The 18511-nt window shown below is 41.8% G+C and carries 14 protein-coding genes; 13 read left to right on the top strand and 1 reads right to left on the bottom strand.

Features of this window, described 5'->3' with window-relative positions; translation table 11 throughout:
- Positions 1–24 precede the first annotated feature (24 nt).
- From dnaK to pnp, 12 genes are all read left to right on the top strand, one after another.
- Entirely contained in the window at positions 25–1944 is a 1920-nt protein-coding gene (gene dnaK, locus HQM11_05990) for a molecular chaperone DnaK (protein MBF0350561.1), read from the top strand.
- 252 nt (positions 1945–2196) lie between these two features.
- Positions 2197–3315, top strand: coding sequence for a molecular chaperone DnaJ (gene dnaJ / locus HQM11_05995; GenBank protein ID MBF0350562.1), 1119 nt, complete (start codon positions 2197–2199; stop codon positions 3313–3315).
- Between the two features lie 371 nt (positions 3316–3686).
- Positions 3687–4472, top strand: a complete 786-nt coding sequence (locus tag HQM11_06000) for an electron transfer flavoprotein subunit beta/FixA family protein (protein MBF0350563.1) — start codon at positions 3687–3689, stop codon at positions 4470–4472.
- Between the two features lie 56 nt (positions 4473–4528).
- Positions 4529–5491 carry an electron transfer flavoprotein subunit alpha/FixB family protein gene (locus HQM11_06005; protein ID MBF0350564.1) on the top strand — a complete coding sequence of 321 codons (963 nt, stop codon included), beginning with the start codon at positions 4529–4531 and terminating at the stop codon, positions 5489–5491.
- 32 nt (positions 5492–5523) lie between these two features.
- A complete protein-coding gene (locus HQM11_06010; protein MBF0350565.1) occupies positions 5524–7575 on the top strand; it encodes a (Fe-S)-binding protein in 2052 nt (683 codons plus the stop codon).
- Between the two features lie 168 nt (positions 7576–7743).
- Complete coding sequence (locus HQM11_06015) at positions 7744–8211, top strand: ribosome maturation factor RimP (protein MBF0350566.1); 468 nt, start codon at positions 7744–7746, stop codon at positions 8209–8211.
- A gap of 25 nt (positions 8212–8236) precedes the next feature.
- Positions 8237–9391 (top strand): transcription termination factor NusA, encoded by a 1155-nt coding sequence (gene nusA / locus HQM11_06020; protein ID MBF0350567.1) that lies wholly within the window; start codon positions 8237–8239, stop codon positions 9389–9391.
- A gap of 79 nt (positions 9392–9470) precedes the next feature.
- Positions 9471–12080: a translation initiation factor IF-2 gene (infB, locus tag HQM11_06025; protein ID MBF0350568.1), complete on the top strand. Its 2610-nt coding sequence runs from the start codon at positions 9471–9473 to the stop codon at positions 12078–12080.
- A 45-nt stretch (positions 12081–12125) separates the two neighbouring features.
- Positions 12126–12479: a 30S ribosome-binding factor RbfA gene (gene rbfA, locus HQM11_06030; GenBank protein MBF0350569.1), complete on the top strand. Its 354-nt coding sequence runs from the start codon at positions 12126–12128 to the stop codon at positions 12477–12479.
- Between the two features lie 2 nt (positions 12480–12481).
- Positions 12482–13366: a tRNA pseudouridine(55) synthase TruB gene (truB, locus tag HQM11_06035; protein MBF0350570.1), complete on the top strand. Its 885-nt coding sequence runs from the start codon at positions 12482–12484 to the stop codon at positions 13364–13366.
- A gap of 7 nt (positions 13367–13373) precedes the next feature.
- Positions 13374–13640 (top strand): 30S ribosomal protein S15, encoded by a 267-nt coding sequence (gene rpsO, locus HQM11_06040; protein ID MBF0350571.1) that lies wholly within the window; start codon positions 13374–13376, stop codon positions 13638–13640.
- Between the two features lie 84 nt (positions 13641–13724).
- Positions 13725–15797, top strand: a complete 2073-nt coding sequence (gene pnp, locus HQM11_06045; GenBank protein MBF0350572.1) for a polyribonucleotide nucleotidyltransferase — start codon at positions 13725–13727, stop codon at positions 15795–15797.
- 41 nt (positions 15798–15838) lie between these two features.
- On the opposite strand, the gene HQM11_06050 is transcribed toward pnp, so the two are convergent.
- On the bottom strand, positions 15839–16591 hold the full coding sequence (locus tag HQM11_06050) for a hypothetical protein (GenBank protein MBF0350573.1): 753 nt from the start codon (positions 16589–16591) through the stop codon (positions 15839–15841).
- Between the two features lie 543 nt (positions 16592–17134).
- Between HQM11_06050 and HQM11_06055 the strand changes: the two genes are divergently transcribed.
- A complete protein-coding gene (locus HQM11_06055; GenBank protein MBF0350574.1) occupies positions 17135–18502 on the top strand; it encodes a hypothetical protein in 1368 nt (455 codons plus the stop codon).
- The last annotated feature ends 9 nt before the right edge of the window (positions 18503–18511 follow it).

Consider the following 18511-nt stretch of genomic DNA (forward strand, 5'->3'; position numbering starts at 1 on the left):
CTCAATTAATATAAGGAGTATGAAATGGGACGAGTAATTGGAATTGATCTGGGAACAACAAACTCATGTGTGGCTGTTATGGAAGGTGGCGACCCTAAAGTAATCCAAAACGCTGAAGGCATGCGAACCACACCATCCATGGTGGCGTTCAATGATTCCGGAGACCGTCTGGTTGGCCAGGTTGCAAAACGTCAGGCCATCACAAACCCTGAACGTACCATTTTTTCCGTCAAACGATTGATGGGACAGGTGATCCAGACAGAGCAGGTTCAGCGCATGAAAAAAATCGCACCCTATAAAATTGTGGGTGGTGCTCATGATCAGGCCTGCGTGGAATCTGACGGTAAAAAATATTCACCTCCTGAAATTTCAGCATTTATCCTGCAAAAAATGAAACAAACGGCAGAAGATTACCTGGGTGAAACAGTAACAGACGCTGTAGTTACCGTCCCAGCTTACTTCAACGACAGCCAGCGACAAGCAACCAAAGACGCCGGCAAGATTGCCGGACTGAATGTTTTAAGAATCATCAACGAGCCAACCGCTGCGGCCTTGGCCTATGGACTGGATAAAAAACGTGATGAAAAAATTGCCGTTTTTGACTTGGGCGGTGGAACTTTTGATATCTCTATTTTAGAGATAGGCGATGGCGTGTTCGAAGTAAAATCAACCAATGGAGATACATTCCTTGGAGGAGATGATTTCGACACAACAATCATTGAGTTTCTTGCCAGCGAATTCAAAAAAGACCAGGGGATTGATCTGCGCCAGGACAAGATGGCCCTACAACGCCTCAAGGAAGCTGCAGAAAAAGCCAAACATGAATTATCTGCCAGCATGGAAACAGAGATCAACCTGCCATTCATCACCGCAGATGCTTCCGGCCCCAAACACCTTAACATAAAATTAAGCCGGGCTAAATATGAGCAGATGGTGGACAGTCTGGTACAGCGATGCCTTGAGCCTTGCCGTAACGCTCTCAAAGACGCTGGATGCACCGCAAATGATATCGATGAAGTGATTCTTGTGGGTGGTATGACCCGTATGCCAAAAATTCAGCAGATTGTTAAAGAGTTCTTTGGTAAAGAGCCTCACAAGGGTGTTAATCCCGATGAGGTTGTGGCTATCGGAGCAGCAATACAGGGTGGTGTTCTGAAAGGCGAAGTTAAAGATGTCCTGCTGCTGGATGTAACGCCTCTGTCTCTTGGTATTGAAACGCTGGGTGGTGTCATGACCCGACTGATTGAACGAAACACCACAATACCGACAAGGAAAAGTCAGACATTTTCAACAGCAACTGACAATCAACCAGCAGTCAGCATTCACGTGCTTCAGGGCGAACGTGAAATGGCCGCAGACAATAAAACGCTTGGCAGATTTGAGTTGGTGGGTATTCCTCCCGCACCACGCGGTATGCCTCAAATTGAAGTTACCTTTGATATTGATGCCAACGGAATTGTGAGCGTCAGTGCCAAAGACCTGGGGACCGGGAAAGAGCAACAAATACGCATTACAGCATCCAGCGGATTGACTGACGAAGAAGTCAAACGAATGGTAGATGAGGCGGAACGCTTTGCCGATGACGATAAAAAACGTCGTGAATCTGTCGAGACAAGAAACCAGGCAGAATCGCTCATTTATGGAACAGAAAAATCATTAAAAGATGTCGAAGATAAAGTATCATCTGAGGATAAAAATAAAATCACAGCAGCCATTGCGCAGCTCAAAAAGAGCCTTGAAGGTGGTGATATCGAGGTAATCAAAGCGGATATGGACGCCTTAACTCAAGCTTCCCATAAACTTGCGGAAATCCTCTATAGTCAGGCATCCAGTTCAGCAGAAAATACAGGGCCGGGAGCGGGTGCAGGTCCTTCCTCATCGTCAGGATCTGGTAAACAAGATGATGACATCATTGATGCTGATTTTGAAGAAGTGAAAAAATAAATCAGACATACTTCAGCGAATTTCCCCGTGTTTTTTGTGAGCAGTGCATTTAATTATGCATCATGCACTGAAAAACGTGGGGTTTTCTGTTTTTATAGTGTGGAAGTTATAAGGAGCAATATTGTCTGAAGTATTTTTGCGGAAGAATACTACAATTTCTTTTGCTAAGAGAGGATTGTAAATTATAAAAACGAGATATATAGTGCAACCTTTGTTGTGCAGTCCTGAAAATATGAATGTTTTTACAAGGAGATGGGTTTGGCAAAGCGAGATTATTATGAAATCTTGGGTGTTTCTCGTACTACATCTCAGGAAGAATTAAAAAAAGCATATCGAAAAATCGCGCTGAAATACCATCCCGATCGAAATCCGGGAGACAAAGCCGCGGAAGATAAGTTCAAGGAAGCCACAGAAGCTTATGAAGTGTTAAGCAATCAGGAAAAACGGGCTCGATATGATAAATTCGGTCACGCAGCCGAAGGCATGGGCGAAGGCTTCGCTGGTGCGGGTGGTGGCTTTGGCGATATTTTTGGTGATATATTCAGCGAATTTTTCGGAGGTACAGGCGGTCGTGGTCGTCGTGGCTCAACCCGTGGTGAACGTGGCTCTGACCTGCAATACAATATGGAGGTCAGTTTTGAAGAGGCTGCTTTTGGCCATTCCACCGAGATTGAGGTTCCACGCCTTGAAACCTGTGATTCATGCGGTGGACTTGGCGCACGATCTGAAAGGGATATTGAAGTCTGCTCAGTGTGTCATGGAACCGGACAACAGCGAATCCAGCAAGGATTTTTCAGTGTTTCCACGACATGCAGTCGTTGCGGCGGCAATGGCCGAATCGTCAAAAACCCCTGTCCCAAATGTTATGGAAAAACGAGGATCACAAAAACCAAGCGGATTCGAGTCAATATTCCGGCTGGAATAGATACTGGATCCAGAATCAAGTTATCCGGTGAGGGTGAACATGGTGTAAATGGCGGACCTCCAGGAGATTTGTACATTGTGATCCATGTCAAGGCTCATTCAATTTTTGAACGAGAAGGTGCCGATCTATTTTGTGAAGTTCCAGTCAGTTTTGCCCAAGCCGCATTAGGCACTGAAATTGATGTCCCAACGCTGGAAGGCAAAGCCCGCTTAAAAATCCCATCCGGCACCCAAACTCACAAAGTTTTCCGAATGAGAGGAAAAGGCGTGGCTTACCTTAGAGGAAATGGTCGAGGAGATCTGCATGTAAGAGTGGTTATTGAAACGCCCTCCACTCTGACCTCCCGACAAAGAGAACTGCTGGAAGAATTTGAAAAAGAAAGCATGGATGGAAACCATCCATTGAGAGATAAATTCCTCAACAAAATAAAAGGTTTGTTTATGTGACCCTGCATTTCATCGTTTTTCTTTCCTCCCCTGTTTCACTTTCTGATTTTCCTGTTTTTGAACAATCCCCTCAAAAACAGGAAAATACATGAATACTGAAATTAAATCTTGCCTCTCAACAGGATGTATCCTATTTTACCCCCTTATTTCCATAGGGTAAATGCTGTATTTTTTAATTGATGGGCATTTTTATGCTTGTTGATAATATGATGCGGATTTTTCAACCCCCTATTATGCTCGGATTCATCACGATTGTATGATAATCCGTTTTTCAGGCAGTTTTTCATCATGTTTTTATGAAAAACTGGTTGTCAGTAGAACAGAAATGACCACGTCAACTTAGTCAGTTAACCATTTGAATGGAGGTTGCCTTGAATATTCTTGTTTTGATCAAGCAGGTAATTGATGTTGAGTTAAGTATCCGTGTTAAAGATGGATCCATCGTTGAAGATGGTCTGCAATATGTAATCGGAGGATGGGACGAAATAGCTGTAGAAGCAGCGTTACAAATATCCGAATCTGCTGGTGGCGAAGTGACATTACTCACAATTGGTCCAGAACGCGCGGCTGAAGCATTGAGAAAAGGACTGGCGATGGGCGCCCACCAGGCGATTCATATTAAGGATGACGCATTTAACGGATCCGATTCTTTTGTCTATGCCCAGGCAATAAAGAAAGCCATTAGTGGCAAATCATACGATCTGATTATTGCTGGAAAGCAGTCTCAAGATACAGATTCCGGATTAACTGGCGGCATGCTGGCTGAGTTTCTCGGATTGCCTCAAGTGACCAACGTTGCCAAAATCGACAAAATCTCTTCAGACAAGCTTGAACTTCGCCGCACTGGTGATAACGGTCAGGAAGTTATTGAACTGACATTGCCTGCGGTGATCACAGTAAGTGATAGTCTGTATGAGCCAAGGTTGGCATCGATGCGCGGAATTATGCAGGCCAGAAAAAAACCTTTAGAGGAACTGACTGCAGCGGCAATCGGTTTATCGGCTGGAGAGTGTGGAAAAGCTGGTGCCCAAACAATCGTTATCAGTTTTATGGAACCGGAGTCACGTAAGGAAGGCAAAAAATTTGAAGGTGATGAAGCTGATACTGTTAAACAGGTCGTGAATTTACTGGTCAATGAAGTAAAGATGTTTTCCTGAAACCATTGTTGTTATAAAACAAACATTGCATAGCGGTTTATTTGGAGGTCAATATTATGGCAAAAATATTAGTTGTTGCAGAAGTAAAAGGTGGCCAGGTTAAAAAACCTTCCCTGGAATTGCTATCGTTTGCAAAATCCAAAGGTTTGGAAGTTGATGCGGTAGTGATGGGTAGTGGTGTGGCAAAACTGGCAGACACACTTGCGGGTCAGGGAGCTAACAAAGTTTATGTGGCGGATGATGCGTCTTTAGCGTTATACAGCACATTGCCCTATACAAGTGCTGTTGTTGACGCAGTGAAACAATCTGGTGCTACACAAGTTTGGCTGACATCTTCAGAATCAGGAAAGGATCTAACGCCTCGTGTGGCTGCAAGATTAGGAGTTGGGGCTTTGCCTGATGTGAAAAAACTTGAAATCAATGGTGATGATGTTGTTGCGTATCGCCCTGCTATGGCAACAAAAGTGATCCAAAAGGTAACATTTTCCAAACCAGGAATACGTGTAATCAGTGTTCGAGGCGGGTCGTTTGATGTGGCTCCTGCTGAAAGTAAGGCAGCAACTGTTGTTAATTTGAGCATCCCTCAGGCAGACAACCGTGTTCGTGTTAAGGAAGTTGTGACTGAAAGTGGCGGCCAGGTTGAATTAACAGAGGCGAATGTGATTGTGTCTGTTGGCCGTGGCGTAAAAGGAACTGAAGGTGTTGAGTTTGTGAAACCTCTCTCCAGTCTGTTAGGTGCCGCATTTGGCGCATCACGAGCTGTTTGTGACGCAGGTTGGATGCCCCATTCAGCCCAGGTTGGCCAAACCGGTAAAGTAGTCGCTCCGTCTGTATATTTTGCGGTTGGAATTTCAGGAGCCATTCAACATCTTGCTGGTATGAGTGGATCCAAGGTCATTGTTGCGGTGAACAAAGATCCTGAAGCCCCAATTTTTAAAGTGGCTGATTACGGTATCGTTGGAGATTTGTTCAAGGCTGTCCCTGTACTCATTGAAGAAATCAAAAAAGCTAAAGGATAATTAATTCAGCCAATTAAAACCATAGAGGGCCTATGAATCCTGTTTTAATAAGTTTAATGCTGTTGTTGTCAGTAGCAGTAACTTTATATGCTATTTATATGAAGATGGCTGTGCTAAAAGCGGCTCAACCTGAAAATCGTTTTGACCAGATTCCTTTAAGAATCAAAGAATTGGTGAAAATTGGTTTTGCTCAGCAACGATTGATTGGACGTAAACATGAGCGTTCCTCAGGAGCAATGCATACCTTCATTTTCTGGGGGTTTCTTGTTCTTGGAACACGATCATTGTCATTGCTAGGAGAAGGATTTGTTCATGGATTTCAGGATTATATGCCCTTGCTTGGTTCTGATTGGCTATTAGGTTATGTCTATACTTTTATAAAGGATGTCTTTGAAGGTATTGTTTTTTTAATGATCCTTTTTGCTTTTTACCGAAGATTTATTTTAAGGCCTGCACGGTTGCATAATAGTTTCGAAGCAATTCTTGTTTTATGCTTTATCGGCAGTTTGATGATAACAGATCTCCTGTATGATGGAGCTAAATTCAATCTGATTCAGCATTATGGACAGCACAGCATCCATTACCTCCAAAGTCCAATATACGGAACAGAAGCTGACTGGGCCCCCGTTGCCCGTTTATTTGGTTCATTAATTTCCGGTTGGGGAGAAACCATCAATGCTGGAATTTACTTTTTCTCCTACTGGATCCATGTTGGAGTATTGCTGATATTTTTGCCATTTTTGCCTGGTTCAAAGCACATGCATGTGATCAGTGCATTGCCTAATGTTTTTTTCCGCTCTCTGGGCTATCCTCATACCCCTGTTAAATTACTTGATTGTGAAGATGAATCGGCTTGGGAAAATCAATCGTTGGGAATGACCCGAATCGAGCAGTTGAGCTGGAAACAGGTACTCGATCTTTATACTTGTACGGAATGCGGACGTTGTAAGGATGTTTGCCCAACCTACGTAACGCATAAGCCATTAACACTCAAAGACATGAATGATAGCCTGAAACATCATCTTGTGGATGAAGCAGAACACATCGTGTCCCATGGGAAAAGCAGTGATGCAAAAGAGTTGGTCGGCGACGTGATTCATCCTGATACATTATGGGCCTGCACCACTTGCAGAGCTTGTGAGGAGGTTTGCCCTGTAATGATTGAGCATGTACCAAGAATCATTGCAATGAGACAGGCTCAAACATTGCTATTTGAAGCTCAACCTGCTGAGATCAACACAGCCTACAAGGGCCTCGAAAGAAACTATAATCCTTGGGGAATTGGTTATGACAAACGCGCAAAATGGGCTGAAGGTTTGGATATTCCCTTAATGTCTCAGACCAAAGCTGAAGATATTGATATCCTGATGTGGGTAGGTTGTGCAGGTTCATTTGATGACCGAAACCAGAAAATCGCCCAGGCTACCGCAAAATTACTGAAACATGCGGGGCTGAAATTTGCGATTCTGGGAAGCGAGGAAAAATGTACTGGTGACTTGGCACGACGCTCTGGCAATGAAATGCTGTATCAAATGCTTGCTGGAGAAAACATTGAAGTATTGAATCAGTATAAGATCAAAAAAATCGTGACTTCTTGCCCTCACTGTTTAAATGCTTTGAAAAATGAATACCCCCAGTTAGGTGGCACTTACGAAGTGTACCATCATTCTCAATTGATAGCACAATTGATCGAGGAGAAAAAACTGAAGGTTCAATTTCATATGAGTGAAAAAATAACATACCATGATCCCTGTTACCTGGGACGTTACAATCAGGAATATGACGCACCAAGAAACATTCTGAAAGCCGTAACAAAGGCAGCACCCATTGAGATGAGACGCAGTCGGAATGAAAGTTTCTGTTGTGGTGCAGGGGGCGCACGTATGTGGTTGGAAGAAACAATTGGAACCCGAGTGAATGAAGAACGTGTAATGCAAGTTGCGGAAACTGGTGCGACAACTGTAGCTACTGGTTGTCCGTTTTGTATGACCATGATCAAAGATGGCATTGCCTCAACTGGACATGAGGAGAAAATAAATGTCCAGGATATCGCTGAGTTGGTACTTGCTTCTGTAGAAGAATAATAGCTCCTCATTAAAGGGTCATTCAGGAAAAAACGAGTCCTATTGGAGGTATCGAACAGATCTTCCGATGGGGACCCTTTCATCAAATTCCTGCCGTGTTTCCCCCTGATCAGGATTATCCGTTGAGTGAAGTGACTTCACAATTTTTGATACCTTTATTGAAAGTCTATGTCCAAACTAGTCGATTCAGTTGAACAATTGATAAAACCAGCAATTGAACAGGCCGGTTTTGAACTAATCGAAATTGAGTACAAAAAGGAAGGAAGTCAGTGGTTTCTCAGAATTTATATTGATCATCCTGAGGGTATCAGCCTGGATCATTGTGTTTCAGTGACTAGCATCTGCGGAAACCTGATGGATACGATGGATAGCATTCCAGATGAATATATTATGGAGGTTTCTTCGCCGGGGTTATTCCGTGTGTTGAACAAACCTTCTCATTATGAAAGTGTGTCAGGACAAAGGATAAAAATTAAGCTTTTCCAGCCGATTGATGGGAAAAAACAATATTTAGGGAAATTGTTGTTTGTTGATGGGGATGGAGTCAAAATTCATGATGAACAAAGCGACAAAGATCTTGTTATTCCTTATCGTTGTATCTCCAGATCCAATCTGGAACCTGAATTAAAGTTCTAAAAACATTTGATTAAAGAGGTTTGCTTTGAAAGACAATTTAATTGAAATCATTAATGATGTTTCAAAGGAAAAAGGTTTGGACCGTGATAAACTCATCCACTTGGTTGAGGAAGCAATTGTTCAGGCTGCGAAGAAAAAATTACCTTATCAAGTTATCGAAGGTCATCTGAATCCGAAAACTGGTCAAATTGAATTATTTCAGTATAAAGAAGTGGTTGATGACTTGGATGATCCAAACAATGAAATTTCACTGGAAGAAGCCTTGGAAATGGATCCCTCAGCCGTTTTGGGGGACGAAGTTGAATATGAAATTGAAGAAAAAGAATTTTTAAGGATTGCACAATCTGCAAGACAGTTGATTTTCAAAAGAATCAAAGAAGCGGAACGAGAGAACATTGTTGAAACTTTTCTGAGTAAAAAAGGTGAAATTCTGACGGGAACTGTTGTTCGGACAGAATCGAACGGTCGGGTTGCCATTAATTTCATGAACAAAACAGAAGCTTATCTGTTTCCTAAAGAACAAATTCCTGGTGAAGTTTTTCGATATGGAGATCATATCCGTGTTTACTTAATGGATATCAACAATGATCCACAAAAAACATCTCAACTCTCCATTTCAAGAACACATCCAGGACTGCTTATCAAACTTTTTGAAATGGAAGTTCCAGAAATTTTTGATGGTATAGTCAAAATAGTGACCGCTGCCAGAGAACCAGGAAAACGGGCCAAAATATCTGTTTATACGAATGATCCTGATGTAGATCCTGTCGGAGCGTGTGTTGGAATGAAAGGAAATCGGGTTCAAGTGATTGTCAATGAACTACAGGGAGAAAAAATTGACATCATCCGTTGGAGTGATGATTTAAACGAATATCTACAAAATGCGTTGAATCCAGCAGAAATCACTAAAATGGAAATGAAGGAAAACGGAGATATCAATGTATGGGTCGAAGCGGATCAATTATCTCTGGCCATTGGAAAGCAAGGACAAAATGTTCGCTTGGCATCAAAACTTATTGGCAAAAAAATTAATGTATCGTCTGTGAATGACCATCAAGGAGCTTCGATTGAAGAACAACTAGCTTATGAACTGGTAAAGCAGAAGGAAATGAATGAGTTGGCTGCTGAGATGAAAAGTGAAGAAAAATTGTCAGAAATTTCTGCAGAATCAGGAAAATAATATCCTGCATTTTTACTTAATTAAAGATAGCAAATCGTTGATCAGACATGATTAACATCACATTTATGAGGAAAAGTTTATGACAAAGATGAGAGTGTTTGAACTGGCTAAGGAACTTAATCTGCCAGCCAAACAGCTACTCCTGCGAATTCAGAAAATGGGGTATGACGTTTCAAGTAACTTTAACGTATTGTCTGAGGAACATATTCAGGAAATTCAGGACAGGTTACAAAAAAAATCACAGGCCTCCGGGGGCGCAACCACACCAACTTCAAGTGGGGGAAGGATTACATCTTCTCGTAGCAGTGAATCGTCAAACAGCGACACTTTGGCAAAACATCCAAGAAGAATCAGAAAATCGTCACGTACTGATGAAGAATCTCATGAAACTGATTCTCAGAATACTGAGGAATTGCTGGGTGTGGCTGTTGAAACTAGTGAACCCTTCATCGAAGATACCACCACAAAAACAGAAGAACCGGTTTCTCCTACTGAATCGTCTGAAGCAATAGTTCCTGTTGAGAAAAATCCTCCACCAGAGCAAGCGACGCCAGTTTCAGAACTATCCCCTGTAGACAATACTATTGAAATAGTTCAAGAAGTAGTTCAGCCTGAAACGATTTCTGTTAGCAAAATACAAGAAATCGATAGTACAAAATCCCTTGATGAACAGAAAAAAAAGAAACCTAAGGGAAAAACACTCATTGAAGAAGAATTATTAGACAATGAACTTCTTGACAGTAAAAAGAACAAAATTCTTCCCAAAGAATTTAAAAAAGATAAAAAACCAGCATTTATTGATCCCAGAGCAAAAGACATACGCATTAAAACTTTTCAGGAAGAAGAAGAGTTTGTTGTAAGGCGTAAAGCAAACAAGTTTGATCGTAAGAGACAGAAGGAGGTTATCGAGCCTGAAGTCACCAAACATGTTTTCAATCCAAGAAAAAAGAATGTTAAGGTTGGAAACAATATTGTGGTGTCTGAATTTGCGGGAATGATTGGTATTAAAGTTCAGGAAATCATAAAAAAACTTTTTTTAATGGGAATTCCAGCGACTATCAACCAGAGTATTCCCGGAGAAACAGCCGCTTTGATTGCCACCGAGTTTAACATTGATGTAGAAGTTGAAACGTTCAATCTGGAAGATGCCCTGGAAGATCCCTCACAGGAAAATTTGGTAGAATGTCCTCGAGCACCCATTGTTACAGTGATGGGACATGTGGATCATGGGAAAACATCATTGCTTGATAAAATCAGATCCAGTCGCGTGACGCTGGGTGAAGCCGGCGGCATCACTCAACACATTGGAGCATATCACGTAGCCACAGAAGTTGGAAATATCACTTTTCTGGATACACCTGGACACGAGGCTTTCACAGCAATGCGGGCACGGGGAGCCAATGTTACAGATATTGTTATTCTTGTTGTTGCCGCGGATGATGGCGTTCAACCTCAAACAATTGAAGCCATTCATCATGCTCAAGCTGCTGAAGTACCAATCATTGTTGCTGTGAATAAGATTGATCGCCCGCAGGCTAATCCTGCAAGAATTCGGCAGGAATTGCTGGAACATGGCTTGATCGCTGAGGAATTAGGTGGAGAAACAATTTTTGTTCATGTCTCTGCAAAAAGCGGTGAAGGCATGGATCATCTACTGGAAATGATCCAGATTCAGGCGGAAGTCCTGGAACTGAAAGCACCAATAGATGGAGATGCACGAGGAATTATTGTTGAATCAAAAGTCAGCAAGGGACGTGGTCCTGTTGGAACAGTGCTTGTTACATCCGGTACACTCAAGGTGGGTGATTATTTTGTGGTGGGGCAAACCTTTGGCCGGATACGCGCAATGTTCAATGATCAGGGAAAATCACTGAAAAATGCAGTGCCGGCAATACCCGTTGAAATTGTCGGTTTTAATGAAGTGCCAGAAACCGGTGAAAAATTCTTTGTGTTAACCGACGAAAAAAGAACACGTCAAATTGCTGAGGAAAGGGCAAAGAAAACCAAGGAAAGTGTCGCCGTTCAACAACAAAAAATGCATTTAGACACCTTGTTTAGCAAAATAGGTGCTGACGCACATGTTGAACTGAAAATCCTGATAAAAGCCGATGTTCAAGGCTCCTCTGAAGCTTTGCAAAGTTCCTTGAAACAATTGGGGAATGAGCATGTTTCGGTAAGATTTATTCACAGCGCGGTTGGAAGCATCACTGAAACAGATGTTGTCCTGGCCGCAGCTTCGGATGCCATTATCATTGGCTTCAATGTCCGGCCTGACAGTAAAGCCAGAGAAGTGATCTCCCGGGAAGGTGTTGATGTAAGGCTTTATAGTATTATCTATGATGCCATTGATGAGATCAAAGCCGCACTCGAAGGTTTACTAAAACCCATTATCCGGGAAGAAGTTATTGGTCATTGTGTTGTCAGAAAAGTATACACGCTTGCCAAACAGAATATTATTTTGGGATGCTATGTGACTGATGGAAAAGTGATCCGTGGTGCTCATGCAAGGTTGATTCGAAATAATATAATTTTGCACGATGGAGCAATCAACTCGCTAAGACGTTTCAAGGATGAAGTGAAAGAAGTTCTGAATAATTATGAATGCGGTATGACCTTTTCCTATGAAGACGTAAAAGAAGAAGATACTTTCGAAATCTATCAAAAAGTAGAAGAAGCCGCAAAATTATAGTTCTGAGTTGAAAGGCCAATCATGAGAAGTCATCGCGTTGGAAGTATGAGCGCTATGGTTCATAAAAAGCTTTCGGAAATATTATTTCGAAAAAGCAAAGATCCGCGTTTTCAGCGAGTGACCATCAGCAGAGTTGAAATGGATATGGACAGCACTTATGCCAAAATCTATATTGCGATGTTTCCGCCCGAACATGTTGAGGATGTTGTTATATCCTTAAATAAAGCAGCAGGATTTTTCAGTTCTCATTTGGGAAAGACACTCCATACCAGACACACACCCAAACTGGTATTTGTTTATGACCATGGTTTTGATGATTCAATGCAAATTGATTCGATCCTCAGGGAAAATCACTTGAATGACCAGGGAAAATCACAGGAAAATCAGGAGCAAGAATAGCTTTGCTGATTATTAATATTGATAAACCGGTAGGTTGGACATCCACGGATGTTGTACGTTTTTCAAAAAAGCAATTGAATGAAAAAAAAGCAGGTCATTTAGGAACACTCGACCCGATGGCGAGTGGTGTATTGCCTGTTTTTTTAGGAAAATCAACTAAACTGATTCATTTGTTTGAAAATATTGGAAAAACATACGAGGCTACATTTCGTTTGGGTATCAGGACAGATACTTTTGATGCTACAGGGATAACAGTAGAAGAAAAAGATCCTTCACACATAACACTTGAACAGTTGAAAACTGTTATCAAGAAATATGAGGGAATCAATGCGCAATTGACCCCAATTTATTCAGCCGTCAAATTTCAAGGCGTTCCAGCATATCGGCTGGCTCGAGCTGGAAAAGAAGTTCACAGGAAACAGCGTCAAATCATCATTGATGAATTAACACTTCTCGATACTGGTATGTTTCCAGAAATACGGTTACGAATACAGTGTTCTAAAGGAACATATATTCGTACTCTGGCAGATGATATGGGACTGGATCTTGGTGTTGGTGCACATATGACACAATTGCGGAGAATCGCATGTGGCTCAGTGTTTACCATGGAAAATATCAGCAGTATTGACGCATTGCGTGATAAACAAAATTTATTGCGGCTTGATCCGCTAGATCTTCTTTCTCATTTACCAACCTTGTCTGTAAATGAGGATGAAATCGCTTGTTTAAGTCATGGCCAAGCCATCTCTGCGCATGAAATCCAATCGGATCTCATGACAGAGAATCAACAGGTCAAGGTGATTGATAAAAATAAGCGTCTGGTTGCTATTGGATGTATCACAATTAGTGAAGGCATAAAATTTAATCCTTTCAAAGTTTTCATATAGGAGCAACATGCTGACCAATGAAGAAAAAAAACTTATAGTTCAAAAATATGGCAAAGATGAAAAAGACACAGGCTCACCTGAAGTACAGATTGCTATCTTGACAGCCCGTATCAATTATTTGACAGGCCATTTTAAACAACAACCTAAAGATTTTGATTCAAGACGAGGCCTGCTCAAATTGGTTGGGCAGCGAAGAAGTTTGCTTGAATATCTGAAAAAAGGCAGTGTTGATCGTTACAGTACCCTGATTGAACAATTAGGGATTCGTAAATAAACAGCACTGTGCGGTAATCTCCGTAAAGTGTTTTGGTTTTGCTGATAAGTCCGGATCAGCGTTTATCTCAAGGAGTATGATTTCATGAATATTATTGAAACGGAATTTGCGGGAACAACCTTGTCTCTGGAAACGGGGAGAATGGCAAAGCAAACCAATGGTTCAGTATTGGTTAAATATGGTGAGACAACAGTACTGGTAACAGCGACTGCTGAAAAAGGAAATGGTTCCCAATCTGATTTCTTCCCACTATCGGTACATTTTGTTCAAAAAATGTATGCAGCAGGTAGAATTCCCGGGGGGTTCTTTAAAAGAGAAGGGCGCTTGTCCGATCAAGAAACGTTAACCTCACGTTTTATTGATCGACCCTTGAGACCGTTATTTGATCCAGCTTTTTTTGCGGAAACAGTCGTGGTTGCGACTGTCTTAAGCTATGATGATCAGAACGCTCCTGATGTTGCCGCATTGGTTGGTGCCTCTGCCGCCCTACTGATTTCAGATATTCCTTATTATAAACCAGTGGCAGGTATTCGGGTTGGATATGTTGAAGGTAACTTTGTCGCCAATCCAACATCAGAGCAATTATTCATCAGTGAGTTGGATATTTTTATGGCAGGCTCTCGTGATGCGATTATCATGGTAGAAGGGGATGCCAAGCAAGTGAGTGAATCATTGGTGCTGGATGCCATATTATTTGGCCACGCACAAATACAACCACTGATTGACGCTCAGATGGAGCTTGCAAAGATCTGTGGAAAACAAAAACGAGTGCTTGAGCCTAAATCTGTAGATGTCGGTTTAAAGACAACCGTTACAGAGTTTGCGATTGAAAAGATCCGCAATGCACTTGCCATTAAAGAAAAACAGGAACGTTATGCCGCAGTAGATGCTGTTGTTGCAGAAACACTGACTCATGTGCTCGGCGAATCAAGAGACGATGCCTCTGTTAAAAACATCAAAGGTTTGATTGAAGATCTGAAAAGCCAAGAAATGCGTGGTAAAATTTTGCATGAGCAAATTCGCATTGACGGACGAGGCCCCAGAGACATCAGAAAAATCACATGTGAAACCGGTGTCTTGCCACGAGTCCATGGATCCGCATTGTTTACGCGAGGAGAAACACAGGCTCTGGTTGTCACTACGTTGGGAACAAAAGAAGATGAACAGATGATCGACAGTTTGTCTGGGGTTACATATAAAAATTTTATGCTGCATTATAATTTTCCGGGTTTTTCAGTTGGTGAAGCAAAAGCACCAAGAGGCCCAGGAAGACGCGAAATTGGCCATGGCTTTTTGGCAGAACGCGGATTGGCAACCTCCATTCCTCCACGTGAAAAATTTCCATATACCATTCGCCTTGTGTCAGAAATTCTTGAATCGAATGGTTCCTCTTCAATGGCCACAGTGTGTGGAGGTTCCTTATCAATGATGGATGCAGGAATCCCCATCTCAGTACCGACAGCCGGGATTGCAATGGGATTGATCAAGGAAGGTGACAATACTGTTGTGCTTTCAGATATCTTGGGGGATGAAGATCATCTGGGTGATATGGACTTTAAAGTCGTAGGAACTGAACAAGGGATCACCGCATTGCAAATGGATATCAAAATTGAAGGACTGGACAAGGCTACAATTTCGTCAGCATTGGAACAAGCCCGTGAAGGTCGACTTCATATTCTTGGTATCATGAATGAGGCTATTCATCAGCCCCGAGCAGGACTTTCCAGTTATGCCCCTCGTTTTGTGACACATAAAATTTCACGAGAACAAATTGGTAGTATCATTGGTCCTGGTGGAAAAATCATCAAAGGCATCGTTGAGAAAACAGGTGCTAAAATATCTGTGGATGATGATGGGGTTGTGCATATCTCCTCCAAAGATCATACAGCGGTAGATTCAGCTCTGGAAGAAGTCTTGGCACTGACGCGTTCAGTAAAAATCGGAGAGGTTTATACTGGACCTGTGAAGCGTGTTACTGATTTTGGTCTTTTCGTTGAGATATTTACTGGCACGGAAGGTCTGGTTCATATTTCAAATCTTGCTGAAGGCAGGGTACGTTCAGCTTCAGACATTGCTAAATTGGGCGACAGCGTTACCGTTAAAGCTATTGGCTTTGATAAACGTGGCAAGCTTCAACTGAGCATGAAAGACGTCTAGTCTTTTAATGGAGAAACTATACCGGTTGTATGGTTTCTCCTTCATACGCTGGATGATAATTCACTTAAAATATCAAAAGTTCTTTCCCAATTTTCATCGCCTTGATTCAGGGCAATCGTTCCATGCAGAATACCATATCGTTTTTGAAATGGATCATGCACATAACGTTCTTTGAAAATCATGATGGAATTTAGAATATCCCCATAATTTTTCCCTGCAAGCAGGCAGTAAAGCATTTTAACATTAAAAGGCGCCTCGCTACGTGCTAATTGTACCAATCCATCAAGGGTTGGTGAAAATTCCAGGTCACTTCCATTGCTGATATTCTTAAGCAGTAAAACCATATCTACATTAGTGGTATAACCTTCCTGCAACATCCTGGTAGCATTGATTTTGAATTTTTCAGCCAGATCAGCAGAGTTTTCATTATAGATCTCCCACAACAATTTGTTACACCCCATGGTTTCCAGTTGCTGATCATCCAAAGTCTTGACCCACTTTACTTTAAGCCAGTTGCCAAACAGTTGATAGGATCCATTGGTATTTTGCTTGAACTGCATAATGCCATTGTTGTATTGCTGTGCATAGGTTTGTGCCATTTTCTCAGAGACACTGACTATGACACGGATTGGCACATCAAAATCGACTCGGCCCTTTAAAACCAGCATTGCGCCATTTTCATCCAGTGAATGAGGAGAAAATTGTTCATATGTGGCGCCAACCCCCCGCATTGTTCGGACAGTCATGGTGACACCAGGAATCATTTCAATGGAGTTTCTTGTGCGAACACTCATGCTCACCATCTGATAAGGTGGATTAAAAAGATAGCTTTCCAGGAACAACGTAAAAAAAGCAGATCTGATATATTGAGGATGTCTTTGGATTCAACGACATGAGGGATCAGGATATTTTTCAAATTCATGATAAACCTGTGTTTTTCATCCATTGAGGGTCGTGGATGAATTAACGGATTGAATCATTTGGTTCGTGTTCCAACCTTACAAACATCAAAATCATGTCAAATACAGGTATTCCGAAAAATCAGACCGAGACTACACTGAACGAGAGGAGATGCAAGAAATTTATTATTTTTCTAAATTCAGGCATCCTGATGTTTCCTTGGCTGGAATCGCAAAAAATCGTATTTTATATTTCTGCTTTGAAAAATTTGTCATGAATAACGGACATCCCTAAAAAAGATTGGAAAAGATGTACCGGAATTGTTATTGAATTTTATAAGGCATCTCGCTTCATGTTTTTTGTGCATAATTGAACTATCCGGTTGAATCAGTCCCTCAAGGAGAACAATGAATTCTGCTCTAATAAAAAGAAGATGGATGGCACTCATCCTGGGATTACAGATCCTCATATTACCTGGATGTGCTGAAGACGAAGGCAGCACAACATGTAAGGACAGACTCAACCAAAAACAGTATTCCAGTGTTGCGAACGACAGGCGTTGTTCTAATTATGAACGGGCAAGCGGATACCTGGGCATGGCTGGTTTTGGATTTGCCCCTTTTCTGGATGCTCGTGGAAACCAGAATTTTAGCAGGATCATGGGCTTGAGTGAATACGATGGTGTCCACAAGGATCTGGATGGATGGAAAAGCGATACTGGCGTGTTAAGACCGTATGAAGAAGCCATGTGTCTGGTCGGTCCTCAAAAACTGGTTGATTCCTTGGTAGATCAGGAAAAATGTTCTGTTTCAGGATATCGAAAAAATGAGACATCTCGATCCAGGTTAGATATTGAAATTTTTATTTTTGGAATTCTGGGGGAACTGGCCTTAAGAACTTTTGGTGAACTGGATAGAGATCGCAACGGTGAAATATCATCCACTGAACTTGGCATCTTCCGTGAGGCTACCGCTAATATTGACCTGGAAACCGCTAATACGGCCGTTTTCAGTTCGGATACAACCATATTTCAGGCACTAACAGACAGCTCTGTTTATATGGTTAAACTGGGAGCCTCCTTTTTTGGATTACTGCCCAAATGCCAGGATATGAACAATAGTTTTTCCGGGATTTTACCATCAAATTTTGACAAGGACGGGTCTTCCTTCACATGCCTTAATCTATTGTTAAGCGAATTGGTTCCAATTGTTAAAATTGATGAAGTCACCCGGATTTTCACTCAAGAATCCGGTCAAAAACTTTCCAGTGTATTTGCCCTGACCTCAACATACGCAGAAAGAGCCGCACTGATGCGCGAAGATCTCATTACTCTGGGATTCACACCTGAAAAAGACTTCCTGGATTTGATGGATTCTGTCGTCAGTGATATGGATAATGGTGGAGAATGCCTTAGCGAAGATAACCTGGGGATTTTCAGTGTGCTTTCAGAAATGGGCAAGACCGCGGCAACAGGCAGTGATGCTTTGAAAGAAAAGAATCTTCTGAAACTTACAACGCTAAAAGGGTTACGTAGTGTGATCGATGTCCAGCAACTTATAGACAATAGCTGTCCTAAGCTGTTTCAAAATTTTTGTGACACGATCACACACGTTCGAATGATTTATAAAAAAAGTGATGGAAGTTATACTGATTTCTATCCTGACGCCATTGAAGACCGCATACGTATTCCGCTCAATGTATTTGGAAAACTTTCAAAGGGCGAACCTGTAAAAGACGATGAGATCATCACGTTCCAGGAATTGATGTGTTTCGATTCAGATGCATTCTTAAATAATCTTGAATAATCTCGCACA

This window comes from SAR324 cluster bacterium (assembly GCA_015232315.1).
Lineage (GTDB): Bacteria > SAR324 > SAR324 > SAR324 > NAC60-12 > JADFZZ01.